Origin of the sequence: Methylobacterium fujisawaense (assembly GCF_039619325.1) — a bacterium.
Taxonomy (GTDB): Bacteria; Pseudomonadota; Alphaproteobacteria; order Rhizobiales; family Beijerinckiaceae; genus Methylobacterium; species Methylobacterium fujisawaense.
In genome coordinates, this window is sequence record NZ_CP155000.1 from 4,730,237 (window position 1) to 4,754,874 (window position 24,638).

The 24,638-nt window shown below is 70.6% G+C and carries 23 protein-coding genes and 1 pseudogene; 10 read left to right on the top strand and 14 right to left on the bottom strand.

Going from position 1 to position 24,638, the window contains the following annotated elements:
- Positions 1–39: 39 nt before the first annotated feature.
- Both trxA and addA read right to left on the bottom strand, forming a co-directional pair.
- Complete coding sequence (trxA, locus tag ABC766_RS22450; RefSeq protein WP_010682902.1) at positions 40–363, bottom strand: thioredoxin; 324 nt, start codon at positions 361–363, stop codon at positions 40–42.
- Between the two features lie 204 nt (positions 364–567).
- The gene (addA, locus tag ABC766_RS22455) at positions 568–4,065 is read right to left on the bottom strand and encodes a double-strand break repair helicase AddA (protein WP_345819528.1); all 3,498 of its coding nucleotides are present in this window, start codon (positions 4,063–4,065) and stop codon (positions 568–570) included.
- A 115-nt stretch (positions 4,066–4,180) separates the two neighbouring features.
- On the opposite strand from addA, the gene minC (ABC766_RS22460) reads away from it, so the two are divergent.
- The 5 genes from minC (ABC766_RS22460) to ABC766_RS22480 all read left to right on the top strand — a co-directional run bounded on the left by minC (ABC766_RS22460) (position 4,181) and on the right by ABC766_RS22480 (position 8,092).
- The gene (gene minC / locus ABC766_RS22460; protein WP_179697012.1) at positions 4,181–4,945 is read left to right on the top strand and encodes a septum site-determining protein MinC; all 765 of its coding nucleotides are present in this window, start codon (positions 4,181–4,183) and stop codon (positions 4,943–4,945) included.
- Positions 4,946–5,143: 198 nt separating this feature from the next.
- The gene (gene minC / locus ABC766_RS22465) at positions 5,144–5,872 is read left to right on the top strand and encodes a septum site-determining protein MinC (protein WP_043382925.1); all 729 of its coding nucleotides are present in this window, start codon (positions 5,144–5,146) and stop codon (positions 5,870–5,872) included.
- A gap of 13 nt (positions 5,873–5,885) precedes the next feature.
- Positions 5,886–6,701 carry a septum site-determining protein MinD gene (gene minD, locus ABC766_RS22470; RefSeq protein ID WP_043346690.1) on the top strand — a complete coding sequence of 272 codons (816 nt, stop codon included), beginning with the start codon at positions 5,886–5,888 and terminating at the stop codon, positions 6,699–6,701.
- Complete coding sequence (gene minE, locus ABC766_RS22475; RefSeq protein WP_043346685.1) at positions 6,698–7,039, top strand: cell division topological specificity factor MinE; 342 nt, start codon at positions 6,698–6,700, stop codon at positions 7,037–7,039. The genes minD and minE overlap by 4 nt, the downstream gene beginning before the upstream one ends.
- Before the next feature lie 168 nt (positions 7,040–7,207).
- On the top strand, positions 7,208–8,092 hold the full coding sequence (locus tag ABC766_RS22480) for an alpha/beta hydrolase (RefSeq protein WP_345819529.1): 885 nt from the start codon (positions 7,208–7,210) through the stop codon (positions 8,090–8,092).
- On the opposite strand, the gene ABC766_RS22485 is transcribed toward ABC766_RS22480, so the two are convergent.
- The 3 genes and pseudogenes from ABC766_RS22485 to ABC766_RS22495 all read right to left on the bottom strand — a co-directional run.
- On the bottom strand, positions 8,082–9,518 hold the full coding sequence (locus ABC766_RS22485; protein WP_182591776.1) for a cytochrome P450: 1,437 nt from the start codon (positions 9,516–9,518) through the stop codon (positions 8,082–8,084). The genes ABC766_RS22480 and ABC766_RS22485 overlap by 11 nt on opposite strands.
- 77 nt (positions 9,519–9,595) lie before the next feature.
- Complete coding sequence (locus ABC766_RS22490) at positions 9,596–11,029, bottom strand: hypothetical protein (protein WP_345819530.1); 1,434 nt, start codon at positions 11,027–11,029, stop codon at positions 9,596–9,598.
- Between the two features lie 322 nt (positions 11,030–11,351).
- Positions 11,352–12,245: pseudogene (locus ABC766_RS22495) on the bottom strand (ABC transporter transmembrane domain-containing protein); the annotation flags it as partial.
- A gap of 429 nt (positions 12,246–12,674) precedes the next feature.
- Here ABC766_RS22495 and typA point away from each other — a divergent pair.
- Positions 12,675–14,498 (top strand): translational GTPase TypA, encoded by a 1,824-nt coding sequence (gene typA, locus ABC766_RS22500; protein WP_043346753.1) that lies wholly within the window; start codon positions 12,675–12,677, stop codon positions 14,496–14,498.
- A gap of 146 nt (positions 14,499–14,644) precedes the next feature.
- Positions 14,645–14,878 (top strand): hypothetical protein, encoded by a 234-nt coding sequence (locus tag ABC766_RS22505; protein ID WP_043382919.1) that lies wholly within the window; start codon positions 14,645–14,647, stop codon positions 14,876–14,878.
- A 42-nt stretch (positions 14,879–14,920) separates the two neighbouring features.
- Here ABC766_RS22505 and ABC766_RS22510 read toward each other — a convergent pair whose 3' ends face one another.
- The 5 genes from ABC766_RS22510 to cysK form a co-directional block, all read right to left on the bottom strand.
- Positions 14,921–15,079 (bottom strand): hypothetical protein, encoded by a 159-nt coding sequence (locus tag ABC766_RS22510; protein ID WP_345819531.1) that lies wholly within the window; start codon positions 15,077–15,079, stop codon positions 14,921–14,923.
- Complete coding sequence (locus ABC766_RS22515; RefSeq protein WP_345819532.1) at positions 15,076–15,390, bottom strand: hypothetical protein; 315 nt, start codon at positions 15,388–15,390, stop codon at positions 15,076–15,078. The genes ABC766_RS22510 and ABC766_RS22515 overlap by 4 nt, the downstream gene beginning before the upstream one ends.
- A complete protein-coding gene (locus tag ABC766_RS22520) occupies positions 15,390–15,569 on the bottom strand; it encodes a hypothetical protein (RefSeq protein ID WP_345819533.1) in 180 nt (59 codons plus the stop codon). Before ABC766_RS22520 ends, ABC766_RS22515 begins: the two co-directional genes overlap by 1 nt.
- 91 nt (positions 15,570–15,660) lie before the next feature.
- On the bottom strand, positions 15,661–16,158 hold the full coding sequence (locus ABC766_RS22525) for a hypothetical protein (RefSeq protein WP_345819534.1): 498 nt from the start codon (positions 16,156–16,158) through the stop codon (positions 15,661–15,663).
- Between the two features lie 304 nt (positions 16,159–16,462).
- Positions 16,463–17,437: a cysteine synthase A gene (cysK, locus tag ABC766_RS22530; protein WP_075380693.1), complete on the bottom strand. Its 975-nt coding sequence runs from the start codon at positions 17,435–17,437 to the stop codon at positions 16,463–16,465.
- A 338-nt stretch (positions 17,438–17,775) separates the two neighbouring features.
- Between cysK and ABC766_RS22535 the strand changes: the two genes are divergently transcribed.
- Positions 17,776–18,666, top strand: a complete 891-nt coding sequence (locus ABC766_RS22535; RefSeq protein WP_345819535.1) for a TAXI family TRAP transporter solute-binding subunit — start codon at positions 17,776–17,778, stop codon at positions 18,664–18,666.
- A gap of 12 nt (positions 18,667–18,678) precedes the next feature.
- Here ABC766_RS22535 and ABC766_RS22540 read toward each other — a convergent pair whose 3' ends face one another.
- Positions 18,679–19,215 (bottom strand): GcrA family cell cycle regulator, encoded by a 537-nt coding sequence (locus ABC766_RS22540; RefSeq protein WP_427902255.1) that lies wholly within the window; start codon positions 19,213–19,215, stop codon positions 18,679–18,681.
- A 435-nt stretch (positions 19,216–19,650) separates the two neighbouring features.
- Here ABC766_RS22540 and ABC766_RS22545 point away from each other — a divergent pair, with 435 nt between their 5' ends.
- Positions 19,651–20,838 (top strand): patatin-like phospholipase family protein, encoded by a 1,188-nt coding sequence (locus ABC766_RS22545; RefSeq protein ID WP_342145560.1) that lies wholly within the window; start codon positions 19,651–19,653, stop codon positions 20,836–20,838.
- Between the two features lie 97 nt (positions 20,839–20,935).
- On the opposite strand, the gene ABC766_RS22550 is transcribed toward ABC766_RS22545, so the two are convergent.
- The 3 genes from ABC766_RS22550 to ABC766_RS22560 form a co-directional block, all read right to left on the bottom strand.
- A complete protein-coding gene (locus ABC766_RS22550; RefSeq protein ID WP_043354815.1) occupies positions 20,936–21,064 on the bottom strand; it encodes a hypothetical protein in 129 nt (42 codons plus the stop codon).
- A gap of 95 nt (positions 21,065–21,159) precedes the next feature.
- On the bottom strand, positions 21,160–22,572 hold the full coding sequence (pyk, locus tag ABC766_RS22555) for a pyruvate kinase (protein WP_345819536.1): 1,413 nt from the start codon (positions 22,570–22,572) through the stop codon (positions 21,160–21,162).
- Between the two features lie 139 nt (positions 22,573–22,711).
- A complete protein-coding gene (locus ABC766_RS22560) occupies positions 22,712–23,206 on the bottom strand; it encodes an SRPBCC family protein (RefSeq protein ID WP_279900536.1) in 495 nt (164 codons plus the stop codon).
- Between the two features lie 134 nt (positions 23,207–23,340).
- On the opposite strand from ABC766_RS22560, the gene ABC766_RS22565 reads away from it, so the two are divergent.
- On the top strand, positions 23,341–24,636 hold the full coding sequence (locus ABC766_RS22565; RefSeq protein ID WP_345819537.1) for a lytic murein transglycosylase: 1,296 nt from the start codon (positions 23,341–23,343) through the stop codon (positions 24,634–24,636).
- Positions 24,637–24,638: the final 2 nt, after the last annotated feature.

The window sequence follows — 24,638 nt, forward strand, 5'->3', positions numbered from 1 at the left end:
CCGGGCTTTCTTTTTTATCGTCTAGGCCTTGGGCGTGGCTCAGGCGGTCTGGGCGCCGATCCAGCGCGACAGGTCGCCCTTCGGGGCCGCGCCGACCTTCTGGTCCACACGCTCGCCGTTCTTGAACAGCAGCAGCGTCGGGATCGAGCGGATGCCGTACTGGGCGGCGATCTGCGGATTCTCGTCGACATTGACCTTGGCGATCTTCACCTTGCCCTGCAGGTCGGTGGCGATCTCCTCGAGCGCCGGACCGATCTGACGGCACGGGCCGCACCACTCCGCCCAGAAATCCACCACGACGGGCTCGGCGGACTTGAGAACGTCCTGCTCGAAGCTCGCGTCGGTTACCTTCACCGTCGCCATAACGTTACCTTTCGGAAGCCGCCGTCCGTCGGACGGCGTCGAACGGGCAGGGGCCCGTGCGGTCCCGCCAGAATTGGCGACGCCCCGGCGCGCGGTCAAGAAGTCCGGCTGCCCCGGCCCGGCGGCCGTCGCGGTGGGCGCTCCACCCATGTGCGGTACCGCATGCCGGTCGCCGTGCTCGCCCGGACGGCCGGAACGGACCATTCACGCCTCGATGCCGACCCGGTCCAGTGCCGCCGCAACGTCGTCGGGGCCGAGGGTGCGGATCACCGGGCCCGAGGTCCAGACGAGGATCGGCTGGATCGTCCGGCCCGGATAGATCTGCGCGAGAAGGCGCGCGTAGAGGGCGATCTGGCCGGCCTCCGCCGCGGGGAGGGGGGCGTCAGGTTCGGGCGGGCGGCCGGTCTTGAAATCCGCGATGCGGACGACGTCCGCCGTCACCGCGAGGCGATCGACCCGTCCCTGAACCGCGCGCTCCGCGCCGGCCGCCCGGACACGCCCCGACAGGGCCACCTCGGCGCGGGCATCCGGGCTGAAGAGAGGCGCGAGATCCGGATCTTCGATGATTCGAAGGACCGACCGGACGATCGCGTGCGGGGCCGCGCGCGGGAGGCTGGGCGCCCGGGACCGCACGAAGGCGAGCCCGGCCGCTTCCCGGCGGGCGGGCTCCACGCGGGGCAGGTGCTGGAGCAGGGCGTGGATCAGGATCCCGCGCCGCCGGGCCTGCGCGTCCGCGAGGCGCGGCGGCAGTACGCGCGCGCCGTCCGCCGCCTGGAGTGCGCCGGACGGGCTCAGGGACTCGACCTCCGGTTCCGGCGGGACCGGGCTGCGCAGCCAGTCCGGCTCCGGCTCCGGAGAGCGCGCAGCCGCGGAGGCCACCGCCGCCGGGGCCGGCATCTGCGGGGCGCCATCCTGCCAGAACGTCGCCGGTCCGTAGGGCAGGTCCAGCGTCCGGCCGGCCCCGAGCGCCGCCTCCAGGCCGGCATGGATCATCCGGCACCACGCCGCCTCGCTCTCGCGCTCGTGGCCGCGGAAGGGCGCGACGATGAGCCGGTCGGCGGCGCGGGTCATGGCGACGTAGAGCAGGCGATTGTGCTCCTGCCGGGCCTTCGCGAGCAGGGCCGCCCGCGCCGCGTCGGTGGCGGCGCAATCCTGGGTCCGCCCGCCCGACCAGACCGGCGGCAGGGCGATCTCCGTCGCCGGGAGCGGCAGGAGGGGCGGATCGTTGCGGCCCAGGGGCTCGCAGCCGTCGAGGATCACCACGACCGGCGCCTCCAGACCCTTGGCGCCGTGGACCGTCATCACCCGGACCTCGTCGCGGCCCGATTCGAGGTCGCGCTTGACCGTGTGACCGGCCTCGGCGCCGACGTAGCGGGCGAGGAAGCCGCCGAGGGACGGCGCGTCCTCGCCGGTCTCGGCCTGGGCGGCGGCTGCAAGGAACACGTCGATGGCATCCCCCGCCTCGCCGCCGAGGCGGGCCACAAGCTTCGCCCGGCCCCCCTGCGGCCCGAGGAGCCGCGCGTAGAAGCCGAACGGGCCGTGGAGCCCGGCCAGCGCGATCCACCCCGACAGGGCCTCGAGCCCGCGCCGGGCGGCCGGGTCGCCGGAGGCGGCATGGCGGTGCAGGGCGTCCTCCAGAGTCTCTGCGAGGTCGCGGCGGGTGGCGATCCGCACGAGGTCGTCGTCGGTCAGCCCGACGAGCGGCGTCTTGAGGGCGGTGGCGAGGGTCAGGTCGTCGGCCGGCAGGAGACCCGCCCGCCCGGCGGCGACCAGATCGGCGACCGCGATATGGGCGGAGACCTCCAGCCGGTCCTGCCCGGCGACCGGGACGCCCAGTCCCTTCAGGGCGCGGATCACCTCCTCGAAGGCGGGCCCGCGCTTCCGGACCAGGATCAGGACGTCCCCGGGGCGCCAGATCCGACCGGTGGCGTCCCCCGTCGTGGTCCAAGTCCGCACCGCCTGCGCAACCCGGCGGGCTGTGACGATCGCCGGGGCGCTGGTCTCCGGCGCGTCGACGGGAGCGGTCCAGGCATCCGGCTCGGCGGCGGGCTCCGGCTCGGCGATCGGCCACAGCTCCACGGCGCCGTGCGCCCCGGGCCGGGCGCTGGCATGAACGGTCGTGCGCACCGTGTCCTCGAAGGACAGGCCGTCATTGTGCGCATCGATGGCGAAGACCGCGTCGACGGCGCGCAGCACGAGGTCGGTCGAGCGGAACGACAGGGTGAGCGGCACGTCCTCGAAGGTCAGCCCGGCCGAGCGCGATTCCGCGATCCAGGATGCGCGGGTCAGGGCGAATTCCCGCGGCTCGGCACCCTGGAAGCCGTAGATCGACTGCTTGGGATCGCCCACCGCGAAGCGCGTGCGGCTGCCGGTCCGAGCGCCCTCGCCGGCGGCGAATTCCTGCGTGATCGCCCGCAGGATCGCCCATTGCTCCGGATTCGTATCCTGCGCCTCGTCGACCAGGACGTGATCGATCCCGCGATCGAGCTTGTAGAGGACCCAGCCGGCCCCGACGCGCCCGAGCAGATCGAGCGCCTTGTGGATCAGGTCGTCGAAATCGAGGGCGCCAAGGCGCGCCTTCTGGGCCTCCACGCGGCGGTGGATCTCGGCGGCGATCCGGAACAGGGCCTGCGTCCGGGCATGGGCCCGGGCGGCGCGCATGCGGTCGAACAGCGGCTCCAGCCGATCCCGCTCGGCGAGCAACGCCGCCTTGGCATCGGCCGGCACGCTCTTGGTCCCGAGGCTGCTGTCGGCCTTGGGCTCGTCCTTCTGGGTGAAGAAGACCGCACGGTAGAGGGCCAGGGCCTCGGACCGGTCGGGAAGATCCGCGGAGCCGGCCCGTTCGGCCTCGGCGGCCGCCAGCGCGTCGGCGAGCTTCTCGTCGTTGGCCTTGCCGGTGCGGAGCGCTGCGATCAGCGCTTCCCGATCCTCCGGACGGCACCCGGGGCCGCCGTCCAGGATCCCGGCCTCGATCCGTTCGGCGGAATCCTCCGGCGCCAGGCCCAGCGCTCCGCGCAGCCGCCCGAAGGCCTTCTCGAGGCCTGCCGCGTCGCCGATGAAGCTCCGGGCCCGCAAGGCCGAACGGATCGCGGACCGCAGGGTGTCGCCCGTCGCCTCGGGGGTGACCCGCGCCAGGGCGGCGCTGAGGGGCGTGTCGCCGTTCGCCACGGCATCGGCCAGCACGTTGGCCATCTCGATGTCGAACAGCTCCTGGGCCTTGGTCTCGTCGAGCACCACGAAGCGGGCCGGCACGTTCGCCTCGAAGGGGAACATGTGCAGCAGCCGCTCGCACAGGGCGTGCAGGGTCTCGATCTTGAGGCCGCCCGGCGTCTCCACCGCCCGGGCGAAGAGGCGGCGCGCCAGCCGCAGGCGCTCGGGCCCGGCGCGCTCGCCGGTGAGGTCGGCGAGTTCGGCGGCGAGGGTCTCGTCGTCGAGCGTCACCCAGCGGCCGAGGAGCCGGAAGACGCGGATCGCCATGTTGGCCGCGGCGGCCTTGGTGAAGGTCAGGCAGAGGATCCGCCCGGGCGGGGCACCGTCGAGGAGCAGCCGCACCACCCGGTCGGTGAGGACCTTGGTCTTGCCGGCGCCGGCATTGGCCGAGACCCAGGCGGAGGCGCGCGGATCGGCCGCCCGCCGCTGGTTGGCGCGGGTGAGGTCATCGACGACGAAAGGGGCGGGGGCGTGCGAAGTGGCGCTGCTCAACGGTCCGGTCCGGCTCGGCTGCCGGGTCTCTCTACAACAGAAACGCGCCCGCGAGCCCGCCAAGGCGTCACAGCAGGCATTGCGGGATTGCCCCCGGCGCGGCGCCGTCCCATGGATGCGGACGATCCTGTCCGCGACACCGAACACGCCCGTGACCCAGCCGACATCCGAGCCGGCGCGCCCGCCGATCCGCTTCCGCGGCCGCTCCTTCATGGCCACCGTCCTGGCGCCGATACCCCCGGTGGCCGAGTGGTTCGGCGACCTGGACGCCCTCAATCGCCGCGCCCCGAACTTCTTCGCCGGCCGGCCCGTGATCCTCGACCTGTCCGGATTGCGGCTCACCCGCGAGGATCTCGACGGGCTGCTCGCCGAACTGGCTGCGCGCAACATCGCCGTCCTGGGGATCGAGGGCGCGGCGCCGTCGCTCCTGGGGGCGGGCGCCCCGCCGGCCCTCGCGGGCGGCCGGCCCGCGGGCGAGGTCGCCACGCCGGACGAATCCGCCTCGGACGCGTCCGCGTCGACCGAGCCCCAGCCCAAGGAGACGGCCCGCTCGCTGATCCTCGACGCCCCCGTGCGCTCCGGCCAGACCGTGCTGCATCTCGAGGGCGACGTCACGGTCCTGGGCGCCGTCGCCTCGGGCGCCGAGGTCATCGCCGGCGGCTCGATCCACGTCTACGGCGCCCTGCGCGGCCGCGCGATCGCCGGCGCGGCCGGAAACCCGGCGGCGCGGATCTGGTGCCGCCGGTTCGAGCCGGAGCTGGTGGCGATCGACGGCCTGTACCGCGCCGCGGACGACCTCGACCCGGCCTTCAGAGGGCAAGCCGTCGAGGTGCGGCTGCTGGAGGATGCGATCAAGCTCAACCTGTTCGAGCGGGGTTGAGCGGCGTTTCCCCGCCGACGTTCGGGCCGTCGGTCGAAGGACGGGGCGCCTGACTCCGCTCGCGGTCGAGCCGTGAAAGCGTCCTCCGCTGCTCCGATACAAGGATCCCGGCAGAATTTGCCGACCGGATCAGAAACTTAACCCTTCGGTAACCATACCCGCCGTCAATGGTCCGGTAAGGACTCTTAACGGGCGGACATGAGCGAGACCCACCCCGAGCCGATCGATCCGGAGACCGCCCCCGCGGCGGCTCCTTCCGCGCCCCGGCCGCTCAGCCTGCGCGGACGGGCCTTCAAGGCCCTGGCCCTCTCCCCCGAGCCGCCGCTTCCCGAGTGGCTCGCGGGCCTCGACGCGGCGCTCAAGCGCTCGCCGACCCTGCTGAAAGGCCGGGCCGTCATCCTGGATTGCGCCCAGCTCAAGCCCGAGCCGGACGCCCTCGAAATGTTAATGAACGAACTCAAGGCCCGCGGCATCGCGGTCCTGGGCATCGAGGGCGCCGACACGGTCCTGGACGGCCTGCCGCCGCTTCTCGTCAAGGGACACCCGTCCGAGAAGGTCGAGATCCCGAGCGTCCCGGCCGAGCCGGAGCCGCAGGTGGTCACCTCGATCACCGTCGAGGGCTCGGTCCGCTCCGGCCAGAGCGTCATCAATCCCACCGGCGACGTGACCGTGATGGGTTCGGTCTCCTCGGGGGCCGAGATCCTGGCCGGTGGTTCCATCCACGTCTACGGCGCCCTGCGCGGTCGCGCGATCGCCGGAGCCGCGCGCAACCCGCGCGCACGAATCTACTGCCGCAAATTCGAACCCGAGTTGCTGGGGATCGACCGCCTCGTGCGGACGGCGGAGGACATGGGCACGGCCCTGCGCGGCAAGGCCGCCCAGGTCTGGCTCGATGGCGGCAACATCCGAATGGCAAGCCTGGATTAAGGGAGATCGACGCGTGGCAAAGGTTCTCGTCGTCACATCGGGCAAGGGCGGCGTCGGCAAGACGACGACGACCGCAGCCCTCGGAGCGGCCCTCGCCCAGGGCGGGCAGAGCGTGTGCGTCGTCGACTTCGACGTCGGCCTGCGCAACCTCGACCTCGTCATGGGCGCCGAGCGCCGGGTCGTCTACGACCTCATCAACGTGGTCAACGGCGACGCCAAGCTCCCGCAGGCGCTCATCAAGGACAAGCGGCTGGAGACCCTGCACCTGCTGCCGGCCTCCCAGACCCGCGACAAGGACGCGCTCACCGACGCGGGCGTCGCCCGGGTGATGGACGAGCTGCGCGACAAGTTCGACTGGGTCATCTGCGACTCCCCGGCCGGCATCGAGCGCGGCGCCCAGCTCGCCATGCACCACGCCGACGTGGCGGTGGTCGTGACCAACCCCGAGGTCTCCTCGGTGCGCGACTCCGACCGGATCATCGGCCTCCTCGATTCCAAGACCGCCAAGGCGGAGAAGGGCGAGGACATGGAGAAGCACCTGATCCTCACCCGCTACGACCCGATGCGGGCCGACCGCGGCGACATGCTCAAGACCGAGGACGTGCTCGACATCCTGTCGATCCCGCTGCTCGCGATCATCCCGGAGAGCCAGGAGGTGCTGCGCGCCTCGAACCTCGGCTGCCCGGTGACCCTCAACAACCCGCTCTGCGCCCCGGCGCGGGCCTATGCCGACGCGGCCCGCCGTCTCAAGGGCGAGACCGTTCCGATGAGCCTGCCGGTCGAGCGCAAGTCCTTCCTCGACAAGCTGTTCATGCGGAGGGCGGCGTGAGCATCCTCGGACTGTTCCAGAAGCGCAGCTCCGGCGCGGTCGCCCGCGACCGCCTGCAGCTGATCCTCGCCCACGAGCGCGCGGAGTCGGGTCGCCCCGACCTCGTGATCCAGCTCCGGGAGGAGATCCTGGCGGTGATCGCCAACCATGTCGCGGTCGAGCCCGACAAGGTGAAGGTCACCCTGGAGCGCGGCGAGGGCGTCTCGACCCTCGGCCTCGACATCGAGCTTCCGCTCGGTGCCTCGGCCAAGCTCGACGCCAAGCTGGCGGCCAAGCTCGCCGAGGTCGCGGCCAACAAGGGGTCGGCCAAGCCGGCCTCCTCCAAGAAGGCCGCTTGAGCCGGGCGGGGACCATCCCCGCCGGCACGGTAGACCGCAAGCCGCGCCCGGCCCGCCGGGTGCGGCTTCGTCGTGCCGGTCCCCTGTCGATCCGCGGCCTCGGCTCTCGACCGGGCGCGCCGTCGCACCATGTCGCAAATCTCGGGGGAGATTGGTGAAAGGGTAGCCATGCCGAGCGCCGCGACGGATGACGGGATCCGGCTCCACTACGAGGAGAGCGGTTGGGGTACGCCGCTGATCTTCGTGCATGAATTCGCCGGCGACCATCGCAGCTACGAGGCGCAACTGCGCCATTTCGGAAGGCGCTACCACGCGATCGCGTTCAACGCCCGCGGCTACCCGCCTTCCGACGTCCCGGAGGCCGTCTCCGCCTACTCGCAGGCGCGTGCCGCCGACGACATCCTGGCCATCCTCGACCATCTCGGCGCGCCGAAGGCCCATGTCGCCGGCATCTCGATGGGCGCCTTCGCAACTTTGCATTTCGGCCTCCGGCATCCCGACCGCGCGCTGTCGCTCTGTCTCGGCGGCTGTGGCTACGGCGCCGAACCCGAGCGGCAGGCGATGTTCCGCGCCGAGGCCGACGCCACCGCGGCGATGCTGCGTCGCGACGGCATGGCCGCTTTCGCCGAGCGCTACGCCGTCGGGCCGACGCGGGTGCAGTTCGAGGCCAAGGATCCGCGCGGGCATGCCGAATTCAAGCGGATGCTCGCAGAACACTCGGCCCTCGGCTCGGCCAACACCCAGGCCGGCGTGCAGAAGGGCCGCCCGTCGCTCTACGATCTCACGGACGCCTTGCGCCGCATGACCGTTCCAACCCTGATCGTCGCCGGCGACGAGGACTGGCCCTGCCTCGCCCCGAGCCTCATGCTGAAGCAGGTGATCCCGTCGGCGGCCCTCGCGGTCCTGCCCAATACCGGCCACGCCCTCTCCGTCGAGGAGCCGGATGCCTACAACCGACTCCTCGACGAATTCCTGGCGCAGGTGGAGAGCGGCCGCTGGCCGATGCGCGATCCCCGGGCGATCTCGGCGACGATCACCGGGATCAAGGGCTGACCGGATCCCGGGGGATCAGACGGAATCGCGCCGGCCGGTCCGGCTGCGTCGTCACCACCGCCTGGGGCAGGACCGGTTCGCGCTCGTCGAGCACGAGCCGGAACCGCGCCAGCAGACGCGCCAGGGACAGGACGGCCTCGCTCAGGGCGAACTGCGCGCCGATGCAGACCCGGGGGCCTGCTCCGAAGGGCAGGTAGGCGAAGCGCCGCGGCGCGGGGGCGCCCGGCAGGAAGCGGCCCGGATCGAACGCGTCCGGATCCGACCACAGCGTCCGGTGCCGATGGAGCACCCAGGGGCTGACCATGACGATGTCGCTCGCCTTCACCGCATGCCCGGCAACCGAATCGGGACCGAGTGCCCGCCGGACGACCACGAACGCCGCGGGATACAGGCGCAGCGTCTCGTCGATCACAGCGCGGGTGAGCGGCAGGCGACCGTCGCTCTGGCAGCCGGTGGGATCGGTCAGGTCGGCGCTGCGCGCCTCAGCGGCGACCCGCTCCTGCATCTCCGGGGCGAGGGCCAGCAGGTAGGCCGCCCAGAACAGCGTGCCGGCCGTGGTTTCGTGGCCGGCCAGGATCATGGTGGCGACCTGGTCGCGCAATTCGTCGGCGGTGAAGGCAGCCCCCGTATCGGGATTGCGCGCCGCCGCGAGCAGGTCGAGGAGGTCGCCCGCGTGCGGCCTGTCCCGCTCGGCGTCCCGGCGCGCCGCGATGATCCGGTCGAGGAACGGGATCCAGCGGCGGCGGAACCGCGCGCGGGACCAGTCGAGGGGCACCGGCCAGCCCGGGGGGATCACGATGTCGAGGAGATGCGGCCGGCCCATCCGCTCGGCATATTCGGCGATGAACCGGCGCAGCTCCGCGCCGTGCTCGTCCATGCCCACCGAGAACATGGCGCGCCCGGCGATCTCGAGGGCGAGCCTGTAGAATGACGTAAACAGATCGACCGGCCCCGTCGCAGCCTCGGCGGCGATCCGATCCATCCCGTCCGCCAGGGCGGCGTCGATATGGGGCACCAGCCCGTCGATGGCCCGTGGCGTGAAGGCGGGCGCAAGCGTCCGGCGCTGGTGCCGCCAGGCCGAACCCTCGCTGATCAGCAGTCCGTCGCCGAGGATCGGGCGCAGGATGCGGGTCGTTCCGGTGGTGCGGGCGTAGTTCGCCTGATTCTCGACCAGAACCCGGCGGATCGCCTCCGGGTCGCTCAGGACGAAGCTCGACCGTCCGAGAAGCCCACGGCGGGTGACCGGCTCCTCGAAGGCGCGCCGGGGGAACCCCTCCAGCGCGTTGTCGCGAATCGAGCGCAGGTAGGCGGCGAGCGGCAGCTCCCGCTCCGGTGGCGCACGGTGCGGCGGCACCACGCGCGGCAGGCCGGCAAGGCTCGGGGTCGTCCGGTCCGGTCTCGCGCTCGCGTCCGAAAGTATGGGCATGTGGCGCCATCCTGTGCCGAAGACGGGCAAGCCTGTAAACCGCCGCCCGCACGCCGCGCGGACCGGTCACGCCTACGTCATTCCGCGGCCGTCCGCAGGCGCGTTTCGGCACTTCCGAGCGCCAATCGCGCGGGGAAGCGGGCCGGATCCGAGTCCGTCGAGAGGCTGGCCACCAGGCTGGCCCGGGGCAGGGTGGCCTCCGTCACGTCGAGCAGCGTCCCGACGCCGCGCTCCAGATGCTCGTCCACCCGGTCGACCACGAGGATCTCCGGCTCGCGCAGGATCGCCCGGGCGAGGCCAATTCGCACCCGGACCCGCTCCGGCAGGAGCTGCCCGCGATTTCCGACCTCCTTCTCGAGGCCGCGCCGCTGGATCGGCCGCTCCAGGTCGAATTCCCGGAACACCGCGCGGGCTTCCCGCTGGATCAGCGTCTCGCCGTGCATCCGCACCGTGTCGATGCGGCCGAACAACAGGTTGTCCAGCACGGTGCTGCGCGGGTTGATCCGGTTCGGATCGTAGGATTCGACGTCGTATCCGTCGTCGCCGTGCATGAAGCCCTGCACGACACCCCGTGCGCCGACGATCCGCTTGGTCAGCGGTTGATTGAGGAGGCCGAAGCGCATCCGCGGCTCGACATAGGCCAGGGCCAGCGCCAGGAAGGCCACGCTGTCGGCTTCGCTGAGGCGCCCCGCCGCGGGCAGGCGACCGAGGCGGCGCAGATAATCCGGCAGCGCGTCCGGGGTGATCAGCGAGAACCGCCGGAACAGCGGGTGGCCCGGCGGCACGTCGGCGAAAATGTCCTTCAGGTTGCTGGCGATGGCGACGCCCATCCGGTCGAGTTCGTCGAGGAGCTTCACCTTCTCCAGCGCCTCGCGGAACATGGGCACGCCGGCGAGACGGCGCGGATCCGTCAGCGACGTATCCCGGGGGACGCCGAACAGCAGGTTCTCCGCCACGGTCGCCTGATCGTTGTAGCGGCCCCGGGCGAACGGGATCACGAGGTCGGCGAGGCCCTTCTGGGCGAAATGCTCCCGTAGGTGCTCCCGCGCCGCGATCATCCGCTGGCCCACCGGCGTGTCGTGGGCCACCGAACTGAGGGCGCCGAGCCCGAACCTGTAGAGATCGTCGCCGAGGTCGAGCCGGCCGAGCAGGTCGAGCAGACGATCGTCGAGATCCAGGGCGTCGCGAACCCCGAGGCGTCCGAAATCGATCCAGGGATCGTCGACGCTGTCGCAGGGATTGCCGGTCTTCACCGCCTCGTTGATCCGCGTCTTGCTGAGATCGAGGATGTGCGTGCGCAGCGGCTGGACGCGCAGCCCGTACAGGACATTGTCGCGCAGCGTTCCCGGGAACAGCACGGGTTGGATGCCGGCATACGCGATGCGGTGCGCGTGATCCCGTCGCGGCAGGGTGGACAGGTCGTGATCGCCGATCCGGATCGTGCCCCCGGGCGGTAGCTGCAGCCCGGCCAGGACCCGGGCGAATTCCTGCGCCACCGGGCCGGCCGGCACCAGGGCAAGCCGCCCCGGCAGGCGGATCTCGGCGTCGCCGACCCTCGATCGGGGCGCCCCCCTGCGGATCGCGCAGGGACAGGCCTTCGAGACGCAGCGGGCTGCCGAGGCGTGGCGGCGGCAGCTCGGCTTCGCGCTCCACCGGCCGCAGGCGGTGCGGGCCGAAATGGGCCGCCACGGTCTCGTACTTGACCTCGACGTCGAGGCGCTGCTGATCCCAGTCGATCAGCTCCTTGAGGGGCGGGGGCAGATCGCGATAGGCGGCAAGCACCGCCACGAGCTGGCCGATGTCGAGCTCTCCCTTCAGGGCGAAGTACCCGCCGATCGCGTAAAACAGGAACGGCGTCACCTGCGCGAGCAGGTTGTTGAGGTACTTTACCGCGAACTTGCGGCGGTAGATTTTCAGCCGCAGGTCGTAGAGGTCGTAGAGCCGCCCGCCGATCTCGGCCCGCTCCCAGCGGCCGGTGTCGTTGAGCATCACCGCCTGCAGCCCGTCGAGCACTTCGGCGACGCGGCCGGCCAGGGCCCGGGAGGCGATCTGGCGCTGCCGGCTCAGGCGGATGATCTCCCGTCGCAGCCGCGGGATCACGATCATCTGCACGGCGACCATGCCGCCGGCCGCGATGCCGAGCCAGATGTTCTGCATCATGATGAAGGCCAGCGCGGTGGCGGCCTGGCAGCCCTGGAACACCGGCACCACGATGGCGTCGCCGATGAAGGCGCCGATCGGCTCGACCTCGTCGCGAATGATCGTCGCCGTCTCGGAGGATTTCACCTCCCGCTGCGTCTCCGGCGAGAAGCGCAGCATCAGCGCGAAGAGCTGGAAGCGCAGGCGGCGCAGCATCCGCTCGCCGAGCATGCCCTTCTGCAGGTTGATCCAGAACTTGAACGCGCCGTTGATCAGGACGAGGCCGAGGAACAGGCTCGACAGGCTCAGGAGCAGCTCGAAGCGGTCGAGCTGGAAGCCCTCGAACAGGTGCGTCGTGCCGCCGCCGAGCGCCGCGGGCCAGTCCACGGTGAGTTCGAGGAATGGGGCGGTCGCCTCGCCATGCGCGTAGGCCTTGCCGGTGATCGCGTCATTGACGATGCGCTTCGGCAGGTCGAGGGAGGCGAAGTAGAACGGGAGCGACGCCAGCACGACGGCGCAGATCCTGAGCTGATTGCCCTTCGAATAGCGCCAGATGTACGGGAACAGCCGCGGCTCAAGCGCGCGCATCGTGTCCTTCCGACGAAAGCCCGCCCTGGCGGCCCGAGGGCCGAATCGCCGCAGTCGGACGCTTGACCCTGGTCGATACGCTACCCGAGGGATCCGGTTTCATCCAATACACCCCGATACGGACGGCGGCGCGCCGGTCGCGGCGTGATCGCGCCGTCATATAGGGTATCCTGCGATGCGGGGGGCATGCAGATCTGCCTTGCAACGGCGGCGCGCGCCGGGCCCAGCCGCAGGCGTGGCGCCGGTGCCGCAGTCGGGAGCCGCCCCCAGCAATCCGGCCCGCGCGGTGCGCCCATGACGTCAGCGGCCTTGCTCAAGAGCGCGCGTCCTTATATTGCGACGCAACCACCACGACTCCGTACCTGAACCGGCGCGGACGGCCGCGCCGCGCGGCCGCCAGGGAGCCGGCACAACCCGTTTCGGGCCGCCATGAATCTGCGCAACATCGCCATCATCGCTCACGTCGACCACGGCAAGACGACGCTCGTCGACAAGCTGCTGGCTCAGTCCGGCACCTTCCGCGAGAATCAGCGGGTCGAGGAGCGGGCGATGGACTCGAACGACCTCGAGAAGGAGCGTGGCATCACGATCCTCGCCAAGGCGACGTCGGTCGTCTGGAAGGACACCCGCGTCAATATCGTCGACACCCCCGGCCACGCCGATTTCGGCGGCGAGGTCGAGCGTATCCTGTCGATGGTCGACGGCGTGATCGTGCTGGTGGATGCGGCCGAAGGGCCGATGCCGCAGACCAAGTTCGTGGTCGGCAAGGCGCTCAAGATCGGCCTGCGTCCGATCGTGGCGATCAACAAGGTCGACCGGCCGGACGCCCGGATCAACGAGGTGGTGAACGAGGTGTTCGACCTGTTCGCGGCCCTCGACGCCACCGACGAACAGCTCGACTTCCCGATCCTCTACGGATCGGGCCGTAACGGCTGGATGGCCGACAGCCCGGAGGCCGACCCGTCGGTGGGTCTCGAGCCGCTGTTCGACCTCGTGCTGAAGCACGTGCCGCCGGCCAAGACCGAGGATGGGCCGTTCCGGATGCTCGGCACCTTGCTGGAGGCCAACCCGTTCCTCGGCCGGATCATCACCGGCCGGATCGCTTCGGGCTCGGTGAAGCCCAACCAGTCGATCAAGGTCCTCGACCGCACCGGCAAGGTGGTCGAGACCGGCCGCGTATCGAAGATCCTCGCCTTCCGCGGCCTTGAGCGTGCGCCCATCGACGTGGGCGAGGCGGGCGACATCGTGTCGATCGCCGGCCTCATGAAGGGCACCGTGGCCGATACCTTCTGCGACCCGCAGGTCGACACCCCGATCCAGGCGCAGCCGATCGACCCGCCGACGGTGACGATGTCGTTCATCGTCAACGACAGCCCGCTCGCGGGCACCGAGGGCGACAAGGTCACGAGCCGCATGATCCGCGACCGCCTGTTCAAGGAGGCCGAGGGCAACGTCACGCTCAAGATCGAGGAGGCGGCCGACAAGGACTCGTTCTACGTCTCGGGCCGCGGCGAGCTGCAGCTCTCGATCCTGATCGAGACCATGCGCCGCGAGGGCTTCGAGATCGCCGTCTCGCGGCCGCGCGTCGTGTTCGAGCGCGACGAGGCCGGCGGGCTCCTGGAGCCGATCGAGGAGGTCGTGATCGACGTCGACGAGGAGCATTCCGGCGTCGTCGTGCAGAAGATGTCCGAGCGGAAGGCCGAGATGCTGGAGATGCGGCCGTCGGGCGGCAATCGCCTGCGCCTCGTCTTCCACGCCCCGACCCGTGGCCTGATCGGCTACCAGGGCGAGCTGCTCACCGACACCCGCGGCACCGCGATCATGAACCGGCTGTTCAAGGCCTACGAGCCCTACAAGGGTGAGATGCCGGGCCGGCGCAACGGCGTGCTGATCTCCAACGACCAGGGCGAGGCTGTCGCCTACGCCATGTGGAACCTGGAGGACCGCGGCCCGATGATGATCGAGCCGGGCTGGAAGGTCTACCAGGGCATGATCGTCGGCGAGCACAACCGCGAGAACGACCTCGAGGTGAACGTGCTCAAGGGCAAGAAGCTCACCAACATCCGCACCACGTCGAAGGACGAGGCCGTGCGCCTCACCCCGCCGATCCGTATGACCCTGGAGCGCTCGCTGGCCTGGATCCAGGACGACGAACTCGTCGAGGTGACGCCGAAGTCGATCCGCCTGCGTAAGGCGATCCTCGACCCGAACGACCGCAAGCGGGCGGAGCGCTCCAAAGAAAACGCCGCCTGAGCTGAACGACCGGCAACCGGGCGCTCAGGCCCGGTTGCTGATGCAGCCCTTATGTCCGGCTGATCTCGGGCCCATCGAACCCTTATGCCGGGGACAATACCTCGGTGCGGCGGACCCGAGAGGCCCGCGTGAACCCCGTGACACAGATGTCCGTCGCGTTGAATCCAATCCCGTCGCTCCCGCCGGCCGCCTCTGCGCCGCCCTCCTATCTCGTCGGTCAAGACGGCGAGGGGCATTGGGTGGCCGTCGAGGCTGGTGGGCGTGCCGGAGGCATCTTCCGCAGCCGTCAGGATGCGATCCGCTACGCCTGCCTCGAGACCGGCTGCCGCCCCGGCGACGTGCCGCTGGCGGCCGGACCGATCCCTCTCCGCCTCTCCTGAGCCGCGAGCAGCCGCACCGCGTCGCGGTGCGGCTCTGTCGCGTCAGCTGCCGCCGGGATCGGTCTCGTCGTTCTGCGTACCTCCGGAGGGCGTGCCCAGGCCGGGCTTGCCCTCGGTCTTCTCGTTCGGGTCCTTCACCGCGTCGGGGGCGACGTTCTTCGGCTTCTCCGGCTGCGGATCGGTCTCGCCGCGCTCGGTCATTCCTGGATCTCCTGCTCGGCGCGAGAATGGCCGCCTGCGACTTTCGTGTCGGCGGCCGGGCCCCGCGAGGCTTTCTGGTCCGAATGGCCGCCGGAAGAACCGCCGATGGCGGGCGGCGCGCGTCCGGGCTCGCCGGTCGAACCCCAGCCCTCCTTCGGCTCGCTCCGTGGCGTTCCACCGGATCCCATGTCGGTGATCGCCGCCTGCTCGGGTGTTTGGTGACCACCCCCGGCCGGCGGGGTTCCGCGCGACCCGACCGCGTCGTCAGGCTTGCGGGTGACCGTCTCGGACTCGCTCGTCGCTCGGCTCATCAGCGCTTCCCGTCGTCCTGACCGACGGCGGCGGTGGCACGGTCGATGGCTTCGCCAAGGTCGGTGCCGCTCCTGGCCTGGTCTTCCATCTGGCCGAGCTTCTCGCGCGGGGTCCCGATCTCACTGGCCTTGTCGGCTTCAGGACTTTCCCGCGGCGTCTGTCCGGTCTGCTCTGTCATGGCTCGCCTCGCTGCCTCTTCGAGGGACAACGGAGGCGGCGCAGGAGGGTTGCGGGGGCCGAGGCGATCGACCGCCGGCGGTCCCCTGATGTCAGGGGCCGACGATCCGCGGCAGGACGGCGTCAGTCAGGCGACGCACGGAATCCTCGGCAGCCCCGCGATCCGCCGCGCGGGCCTCGATCGTCAGCAGATCGCCACCCCGGAGGATGACGGCGGTCGCGCCCGCACCGCGTTCCAGCGCGTAGACACTCAGCCAGCCGATCGCCGGGCCGGCCGGCAGGGCCGAGAGTCGGCAATCCGGGTTCCGCCGAACGCAGAGCGTTTCGAGCGCGCCGAGGGACGTCCTGCCGGAGCGCACCCGCTCTTCCGTCCCGTCGGTCAGGCGCCCGAGCTGCAGCTCGATCGTCGGCGCACCCCTGCAGCACGAACAATTCACGCCGAGATGAAGCGGTGCCGCCTGCGCGGCGGCCTCCGGCCCGAGGGCGGTTCTGGAAGCTTCGGCCAGCCCGGTCAGGTCGTGCAGCGCGAAGCCCTGCGCCAGCGCGGCTTGAGCCCAGAGGCTGAGCAGAAGAACAAGGAGACCGCGCATCAGAGAATCGCCACCCGATCGACGGGTCTGGCGTTACCGGAAAGGCTTTTCCGGATCTAGATGCGGCACTTTTCGGAACGGCGCGAACTATACCAATTGATCTGTAGTGTTTATAGGCAAAATAGTCTGAACTGAAGTTTCCAAAGATCACTTTTACTATTCGAGGGTTCTCTTGTCGTAGTGATCCCGTTCAGGCGGTACGCCAAATCCAGCCTCTGTAGGGTTTATGTCTCGCGCCGAACGGTGTCGGCGCGATCCCCGGGGCACCCGTGTTGGAGCGGCCCGAGGGCCGCTCCGACATCGCCTAACCGATGCCGTCGAACAGGGCCGACGAGATGTAGCGCTCGGCGAAGGAGCAGGCGACGGTCACGATGCGCTTGCCCTGGAATTCGGGCCGCTTGGCCAGTTCCAGCGCCGCGGCGACGTTGCCGCCGGTGGAGATGCCGCCGGGGATGCCTTCCAGGCGGGCGAGGGCCCGGGCGGTCTCGAAGGCGGCCTGATTGGTGACCTTCAGGACGCCGTCGAGGATGTCGGTGTGAAGGTTGTCCGGAATGAAGCCGGCGCCGATGCCCTGGATCTTGTGCGGGCCGGGCTGGCCGCCGGAGATCACCGGGGAATCCTCCGGCTCCACGGCGAAGACCTTCAGGTTCGGCAGGCGCGGCTTCAGCACCTCGCCGACACCCGTCACGGTGCCGCCGGTGCCGACGCCGGCCACGAACGCGTCGAGCTGGCCGCCAGTGTCGCTCCAGATCTCCTCGGCGGTGGTCTTCCGGTGAATCTCGGGGTTGGCGGGGTTCGAGAATTGCTGCGGCATCACGGCACCCGGGATCTCCTTCAGGAGTTCCTCGGCCTTCGCGATCGCGCCCTTCATGCCTTGTGCGCCGGGGGTGAGCGCCAGCTCCGCTCCCAGGAAGGCCAGCATCTTGCGCCGCTCCAGCGACATGGTCTCGGGCATCACCAGGATGAGCCGGTAGCCGCGGGCGGCGGCCGTGAAGGCGAGGGCGATGCCGGTGTTGCCCGAGGTCGGCTCGACCAGCGTGCCGCCAGGCTGGAGCTTGCCGGAGGCCTCCAGCGCGTCGATCATGTTGACGCCGATGCGGTCCTTGACGCTGGCGATCGGGTTGAAGAATTCGAGCTTGAGAAGGATCTCGGCCTCGACCCCGTGCTCCTTGGGCAGCCGGTTGAGGCGCACCAGCGGGGTGTTGCCGATCGTCTCGGTGATCGAGCCGTAGACCCGGCCGTGGCCGACCTTCGCCGGTGCGTTGATGGTATCGGCCATCGGGGAACTCCTGCGCGTGTTGAGGGATCTGACAGATCTCGGGTCCGGGACGGGCCGCGCCAAGGGATCGCTCACGCGAGGCCGGCCCGGCCGGTTCCGGACGGGAGGCTGCGATATCGCGTTGCCGCGGCCGGAGCAATCGGGCTAAGTGCCCTTACCGAAAGTTCTTTTCATTATTTCCAGGGCATTCGGCCCCGGATGGAAGGCCTTTATCGATTGGTCCGAGCCTGATGGAATTTCATTCTCCAGCCCGCGTCGAGACGACCGGCGGGATCGGCGTGTCCTCCACATCTGGAGGGCTGGGACTTCCCCGAAGGCCGACTCGTCGGGCTGCTCTGTTGACCGGCTTCGGGGTGATCCTGGCGCGGCCGACCTGGGGGAGCGAAGTGGTCCACCTCGTGCTCGCCACCGCGACGCCGGGCGGCGGCTTTCCAGCCTTCGGCGAGGCGCTCGCCCACGCCATCGCGGCCGTCGACCCGACTTTGGCGATCGAGCGGCGTGCCACCGGCGGGTCGGCCGAGAATGTCGGCCTACTCCGCACCGGTCGGGTCGATCTCGGCCTCGTACAGGGCGCGTACGCCTATCCGGCCCTCGCCGAAGGCGGCGACCTGACCGTTCTGGCCCCGATGTACCCGACGCCGGGCCTGTTCGTGGTTCCGGCCGGCAGCGCGATCCGCTCCGTGTCGGATCTGCGCGGGCGCAGGGTCGTGCTCGGCACCCATAATTCGGGGCTCACCGTCATGGGCCGGAGCGCCCTCAGCGCCTCGGGTCTCGATCCCGAGCGGGACATCAGCCCGATCCTGCTCGACCGGGCCGGCGACGGTCCGGCCTTGGTGCGGGAGGGCCGCGCCGACGCGCTCTGGGGCGGCGGCCTCGATTGGCCGGGCTTCCATGCTCTGGCCGCCGATCCGGGCGGAGCCCGCTTCTTCGGGCCGTCCGAGGCGGGGATCGCGCGCCTCGCGCAGCCGGGCGCGGCGACGCGGCGCCTGACAGTTCCGGCGGGCAGCTTCGCCGGCCAGACGGACCCGATCGAGACGGTCGGATCCTGGAGCTTCGTGCTCGCGCGGCCCGGACTCCGCGAGGACGCGGCCTATCGCGTCGCGGCGGCGCTGGCGCGCACGGACTTGGCCACCGCCCAGCCAAAGAACCTCGTCGGCCTCGTCCCGGCGGACAGGATCAATCCCGGGACCGCCCGCCTCCTCCGCGAAGCGGGCGTGAGCCTGCGCTGAGTCCGCCGGGCTTCAGCGGAAGGAGGCGACGCGGCGGTCGCGTTTCCGCTCGGCTGCCGGCTGGTAGGCGATCTCGGCGTGGTGGGTGCAATAGGGCAGCCCAGTGATCGACCGGGCGCCGCAGAACCGGAATTCCGGGGTCGTCGGATCGCCAAGCGGCCAGCGGCACATGGATTCCCGCAGGTCCATGATGGTCACGCGTTGCGAGACCGCCAGAGCCACAGGCTCCAAGGCCGGCACGGGCGCGGGCGCGGGAAATTCGGGGGCCGGACGATGGGCGAGGATCGCCACCGGCTCGGGCGCCTGTGTCTCGACCACCGCGATGGCGGTCTCGATCTCCACGGTCTTGGACGGTGGCGCGGCGGCGGGAGCCTCCTCGCCACCCCGGGCACGCCCGGCCAGACCGAGGCGATGGACCTTGCCGATCACCGCATTGCGGGTCACGCCGCCGAGCTGCGCCGCGATCTTGCTGGCGCTCTGCCCGTCTTCCCACAACCGGCGCAGCAGCGCCACGCGATCATCCGTCCAGCCGAGAACCGGTTCCATCATCCCCTCCGCCCCCTGCGGCTCGGCTGCGTTCCCGAAAGCGAGGCCGTGTGTTCAGGCCGCCGGACGCCTTATCTCGGTCGACCGTGTCGCCGCGCAGACCGCGCCCTCGCGCGCCGGCTGCCGCACCGCGTGCGACACCCTGTCTCGCCAGGCCACGGGGGAACCCTAGCGCGGCGTTCGCGAGCGTTGCAAGGGCGGCCGGTCCCCCGATGCGGGCCGCCGCGGCGCCTGTCCACCGGCAATGGCGGCGGCCGATGGCCCCTCGGCCGTGCGATCGAGGCGGCCACGCTTGTGCCCGGATCCCGTGGAAACGTGACCCCTTCGCAACAGCGCGGCCATATCGTCCTGCTCAGCCGGCTATGGTGGAACAGGCTGTACGGCCAAGCTCGTTCCGTGTGGCAGAGTGGGCGCGTTACGCGGTTCAAGGAAGCGACGATGGGTTTTCGTCAGGTCAGCCTGCGCATGGCAGTGGCGTTCGGGCTGGCGGGGCAGGTCGCGGCGTGCGGCAGCGTCCCGCGGACTCCCTACAGCGCCGAGCAGGCCGCGCTGGCGACCATCCCCGGCGTCCCCGGTGCGCGCGTCTTCGCCGACGCGTCGGTGGACACGATCGCGGCGCTCGCCGCCAATCCGGAGCGTCGCCTCAAGGGCTTCACGTATCTGGCCCTGTCGGGCGGCGGGGGTGACGGCGCCTACGGGGCGGGCGTGCTTAACGGCTGGACAGCCTCCGGCAAGCGCCCGGAATTCACCCTGGTGTCCGGTGTCTCTACCGGCGCGCTGATCGCCCCCTTCGCCTTTCTGGGACCGGCCTACGATCCCTATCTGACCGAGTTCTACACCAGCGGCGTCGCGGGTGAGCTGGTGGCCTCGCCCAACCTGGCAAACGTGCTGTTCGGCTCCGGATTGTTCGGTGACGGACGCCTGCGCAGCCTGATCGACCGCTACGTCACGGCGGATCTCCTCAAGGCGGTTGCCGAGGAGCATGCCAAGGGGCGGCGCCTCCTCGTGGTGACGACGAACCTCGATTCCCAGCGGGCGGTGATCTGGAACATGGGCGCCATCGCGGCGAGCGGCGTGCCGAACGCCCGGGAGCTGTTCCGCGACGTGTTGGCGGCCTCGGCCAGCATTCCGGCGGTGTTCCCGCCCCAGTTCATCGACGTTTCGGCCGGCGACACGCGTTTCCAGGAGATGCATGTGGACGGCTCGGTGGTGACGCCGGTCTTCACCCTGCCGCAGAGCCTCCTGTTGCGCGACGGACGGATCCGTACGGGCGGCAAGGCCGAGATCTACGTGGTGATCAACGGCCGTCTCGAGCCGGATTTCGAGGTCACGAAGGACAACACGCTCTCGATCGTCGAGCGCTCATTCACGACGGCGAGCCGGGCGCGCTCCCGGGCCACGCTCACCGCGACCTACGCGCTCGCGCGTGCCAACGGCATCGGCTTCAACCTGACATACATTGACGAGAACGGCCCCAAGGCCTCGGCCGCCAAGGGCTTCGACACCGCCTACATGCGCGCGCTCTACGATGCGGGCCTTGAGAAGGGCCGGACCGGCACGTTCTGGCAGCATACTGTTCCGGCTTCGCCGGTCCTCAGAGAGACCGCGAGCGTCGTGGCGCAGTGATCGAACAGGGTCTTGCCGCGCGCCCGGCAGGGCGCGCGGTGGACGATGTCAGGTCCCGGAGCCGGATTGCCGGCGCAGGCCCGGTCCTGCCGACCTCTTATTTGCCCAGGATCTTCGTCACGAGGCGGCCGAGCGGGGTCGCCGAGCTGGCGTTCCGGTCGTCGCGGTACACGGGACGGTTCTCGTTGCCGAGGATCTTGGTGACGATGCGTCCGATCAGGTTCATGGCTCGGCCCTCCGTTATCGCGCCCAAATGGCGCAGCTTCCTATCAACGGGTGAGATGTGGGCCGCGTTCCAGATCATGCTCCCGATCGGCCGGCTCAGATCTGCATCAGGCGGATGTTGTTGGTGTTGCCGGCCGAATGGAACGGGATGCCGGCGGTGACCACGATGATGTCGTTCGGCTTGGCGAAGCCCTCGTCCTGCGCATGGTGGCGGGCCTTCGTGGTCATTTCCTCGTAGCTGTCGACATCCTCCGTCAGGACGCTGTGCGCGCCCCAGAGCAGGCTCAACCGCCGCGAGGTTGCGACGTTCGGGGTCAAGGCCAGGATCGCAGCGGCCGGACGCTTGCGCGCCACCCGTGCCGCCGTGGTCCCGCTCGCCGTGTAGGCGACGATCGCGGCGGCGCGCACGGCCTCGGCGAGATCGGCCGTGGCGGTCGCCACCGCATGCGGCGGCGTCTCCTCCTCGCCCGGCTCCGAGGCCGCGATGATCGAGTGATAGAGCTTGTGCCCCTCCACGCTGCGGATGATCCGGTCCATCATCGCCACCGCCTCGACCGGGTAGCGGCCGGTTGCCGATTCCGCCGAGAGCATCACCGCGTCGGCGCCGTCATAGATGGCGGTGGCGACGTCCGACGCCTCGGCCCGGGTCGGCGCCGGGGCGTTGACCATGGAATCGAGCATCTGGGTCGCCACGACCACGGGCTTCACGGCCAGCCGGCAGGCTCGGATCAGCTCCTTCTGGCGCGCCGGCACATCCTCGTGCGGGATCTCGACGCCGAGATCGCCGCGGGCAACCATCACGGCATCGGAGAGCCGGATGATGTCGTCGATCCGGTCCAGCGCCTGCGGTTTCTCGATCTTCGACATGATGCCGGCGCGGTCGCCGATGATACCCCGCGCCTCGATCACGTCGGAGGGCTTCTGGACGAAGGACAGGGCGACCCAGTCGACGCCGAGATCCAGCCCGAAGGCGAGGTCGGCCCGGTCCTTCTCAGTGAGCGGCGAGAGATCCAGCAGGGTGCCCGGCAGGTTCACGCCCTTGCGGTTCGAGATCGGTCCGCCGGTGATCACCTCGGCGGTGATGGAAGTCCGCTCGGGCCCTGTGACCCGCACCCGCACCCGCCCGTCGTCGATGAGGAGTTCCTGGCCCGGCACGACGGCGTCGAAGATCTCCGGGTGGTGCAGCGGGATCGCCTGCTTGTCACCCTCGGCGCCCTCGAGGACGAAGCGCACCGTCTCCCCGGCCTGAAGATCGAGCCGGCCGCCCTGAAGCTTGCCGATCCGGATCTTCGGTCCCTGGAGATCCTGCAGGATGCCGATCGGCCGGCCCACCTCCTTCTCCAGGTCGCGGATCGCCGCGTGGACCTTGGCGTGATCCGCCTGGACGCCGTGGCTGAAGTTCAGCCGGAACGTGTCGACGCCGGCGAGGAACAGGGCGCGGAGCTGGTCCGGCGTGGAGCTGGCGGGACCGACGGTGGCGACGATCTTGGCGTGGCGGTGACGGCGCATTCGGGTCTCGCCCTCCTGGGGCTGTCTCTGGGAACCGAGCCGGGCGCTCGGTCGCGCCGCCGCCGCACACAGCGGTGCCCGGCACCGCCGCGGCTCCGGCCAGGCGATGTTTGGCGCGGCGGACTGATTCGGCCGGCGCCTATCTGGCCGTCTCCCGGGCGATCCCGGCAAGCCCGGCGTCGAACACGCCGGTGATGTCGGCGACCGCGTCGGCGTCGCTCATACCCTCGGCGTCGAAGGTCGCGCTCCAGATCACCGTGGACCCTTCACCGTTGGGGCGGACCGCCAGTGTCGCATTGTAGGCGCGCACCGGCAGGGGGCCCTGGATGAAGCTGTAGCTGTAGCTCATGCCGGTCTCGTCGCGCGCGGTCTCGACTTCCGCGATCGTGCCCAGGCCGCCCTTGACGACGAGGCCGCGGATCTGCGCGCGGATGCCGTCGTCGTCGTCCTCGCCCGACAGGATGCAGCGCTGGACCTGCGGGTGCCAGTTCTGGATCGCGCAGAAATCGCCGATTAGGGCCCAGACGGCAGCCGGCGGGGCCGGGATGTCGCGGCTGCGGGTGACTTCCAGGGCGCTGGCTGGTCCGGCGGACAGGAGGGCCGCACCGATCGCCGTGAGATAAGCACGTTGCACGGTTCGGTCTCCTGGTGTTCGGGCTGACGTGACGCGACTTGGGGCGGAGCCGCCGTCGCGGCGAGTCCCCGCTGAAGGTGCCGTCGCGGGCTCGGTGTGCTACGTCGCGCGCATCTGGATCACCGGAGATGCCCATGGACGATCGCGCTGCGCCGATGCGGCCCGCGACCTGGAGCGGCCCCCTGCGGACGGTCCTGACGACCGGAGCCTCACTTCTGATCGGTCTGGTGGCGCCGACGCTCGCCGCCGCGAAGCCGGACCAATCCCCGCCGGCCACGCCCCAGCCCTTCGAGACCTGCCGGGCCGATCTGATCGCCTGGGTCACGGCGCGGGCCGTGCCGCAGAGCCTCGCCGAGGCGCAACTCGCCACCCTGACGCCCGATCCGGACGTGCTCGCCGCAACGCAGAGCCAGGGGGAGTTCGTCCGGCCGATCTGGGACTACATCGAGGCCAGCGTCACGCCGGCCCGCATCGAGGCCGGTCAGCGCAAGCTCGCCGAGCACGCCGACACGCTCGCGGCCATCGAGGCCCGGTACGGGGTCGACCGCCACATCCTGGTGGCGTTCTGGGGCGTGGAATCGAGCTACGGCGCCGTGCTGGACAATCCGGCGGTGGTGAAGCCGGTCGTCCGCTCGCTGGCGACGCTCGGCTGCAGCGATCCCAATCGCGCCACCTACTGGCGCGACGAACTGACGGCAGCGCTCCAGATCCTGGCCTGGAACCAGGCGCCCCTCGACCGGATGCAAGCGGGGCTCACCGGATCCTGGGCCGGCGCCATGGGGCACACGCAGTTCATGCCCAGCGTCTACCAGCGCGAGGCGGTGGATTTCGACGGCGACGGACGACGCGACATCTGGACCTCGGTGCCGGATGCGCTCGCGTCGACGGCTCATTACCTCATCACCCACGGCTGGAAGCCCGGGGCGGGCTGGGGCGCCGAGGCGGCGCTGCCCGAGAATTTCGATGCGGCCCTCGCCGACGAGACAACGGTCCGCACCATCGCGGCATGGCGGGCGCTCGGCGTGAAGCCTGCGCGTGACCCCGCGATGCCGGACGAGGCCGAGGCGACCCTGATCCTGCCCGCCGGAATCCGCGGCCCCGCCTTCCTGCTGCAGCCGAACTTCGCGGTGATCCTGCGCTACAACACGGCCCTGGCCTACGCGCTCACCGTCGCGCTCCTGTCGGATCGCCTGAGCGGCGACCCGGGCCTGGTGCACGACTGGCCGCGGGGCGACCGGCCGCTCACGGCCGACGAGCGGCGCGATCTGCAGACCCGGCTCACGGAGCGCGGCTTCGCCACCGGCGGGGTCGACGGCAAGATCGGCCCCAAGACGCGGGCGGCACTACGCGCCTTCCAGGGGTCGATCGGATTGCCGGCGGACGGCTATGCCGACGCCACGCTGCTGGACCGGGTCCGGGCGACGCCCTGAGT

Coding starts and splice junctions, on each gene's coding strand:
- trxA (WP_010682902.1), bottom strand. CDS start 363: ATGGCGACGGTGAAGGTAACCGACGCGAGCTTCGAGCAGGACGTTCTC.
- minC (WP_179697012.1), top strand. CDS start 4,181: ATGCGGACGATCCTGTCCGCGACACCGAACACGCCCGTGACCCAGCCG.
- minC (WP_043382925.1), top strand. CDS start 5,144: ATGAGCGAGACCCACCCCGAGCCGATCGATCCGGAGACCGCCCCCGCG.
- ABC766_RS22480 (WP_345819529.1), top strand. CDS start 7,208: ATGCCGAGCGCCGCGACGGATGACGGGATCCGGCTCCACTACGAGGAG.
- ABC766_RS22485 (WP_182591776.1), bottom strand. CDS start 9,518: ATGCCCATACTTTCGGACGCGAGCGCGAGACCGGACCGGACGACCCCG.
- typA (WP_043346753.1), top strand. CDS start 12,675: ATGAATCTGCGCAACATCGCCATCATCGCTCACGTCGACCACGGCAAG.
- ABC766_RS22505 (WP_043382919.1), top strand. CDS start 14,645: ATGTCCGTCGCGTTGAATCCAATCCCGTCGCTCCCGCCGGCCGCCTCT.
- ABC766_RS22510 (WP_345819531.1), bottom strand. CDS start 15,079: ATGACCGAGCGCGGCGAGACCGATCCGCAGCCGGAGAAGCCGAAGAAC.
- ABC766_RS22515 (WP_345819532.1), bottom strand. CDS start 15,390: ATGAGCCGAGCGACGAGCGAGTCCGAGACGGTCACCCGCAAGCCTGAC.
- ABC766_RS22520 (WP_345819533.1), bottom strand. CDS start 15,569: ATGACAGAGCAGACCGGACAGACGCCGCGGGAAAGTCCTGAAGCCGAC.
- ABC766_RS22525 (WP_345819534.1), bottom strand. CDS start 16,158: ATGCGCGGTCTCCTTGTTCTTCTGCTCAGCCTCTGGGCTCAAGCCGCG.
- cysK (WP_075380693.1), bottom strand. CDS start 17,437: ATGGCCGATACCATCAACGCACCGGCGAAGGTCGGCCACGGCCGGGTC.
- ABC766_RS22540 (WP_427902255.1), bottom strand. CDS start 19,215: ATGATGGAACCGGTTCTCGGCTGGACGGATGATCGCGTGGCGCTGCTG.
- ABC766_RS22545 (WP_342145560.1), top strand. CDS start 19,651: ATGGGTTTTCGTCAGGTCAGCCTGCGCATGGCAGTGGCGTTCGGGCTG.
- ABC766_RS22550 (WP_043354815.1), bottom strand. CDS start 21,064: ATGAACCTGATCGGACGCATCGTCACCAAGATCCTCGGCAACGAGAAC.
- pyk (WP_345819536.1), bottom strand. CDS start 22,572: ATGCGCCGTCACCGCCACGCCAAGATCGTCGCCACCGTCGGTCCCGCC.
- ABC766_RS22565 (WP_345819537.1), top strand. CDS start 23,341: ATGGACGATCGCGCTGCGCCGATGCGGCCCGCGACCTGGAGCGGCCCC.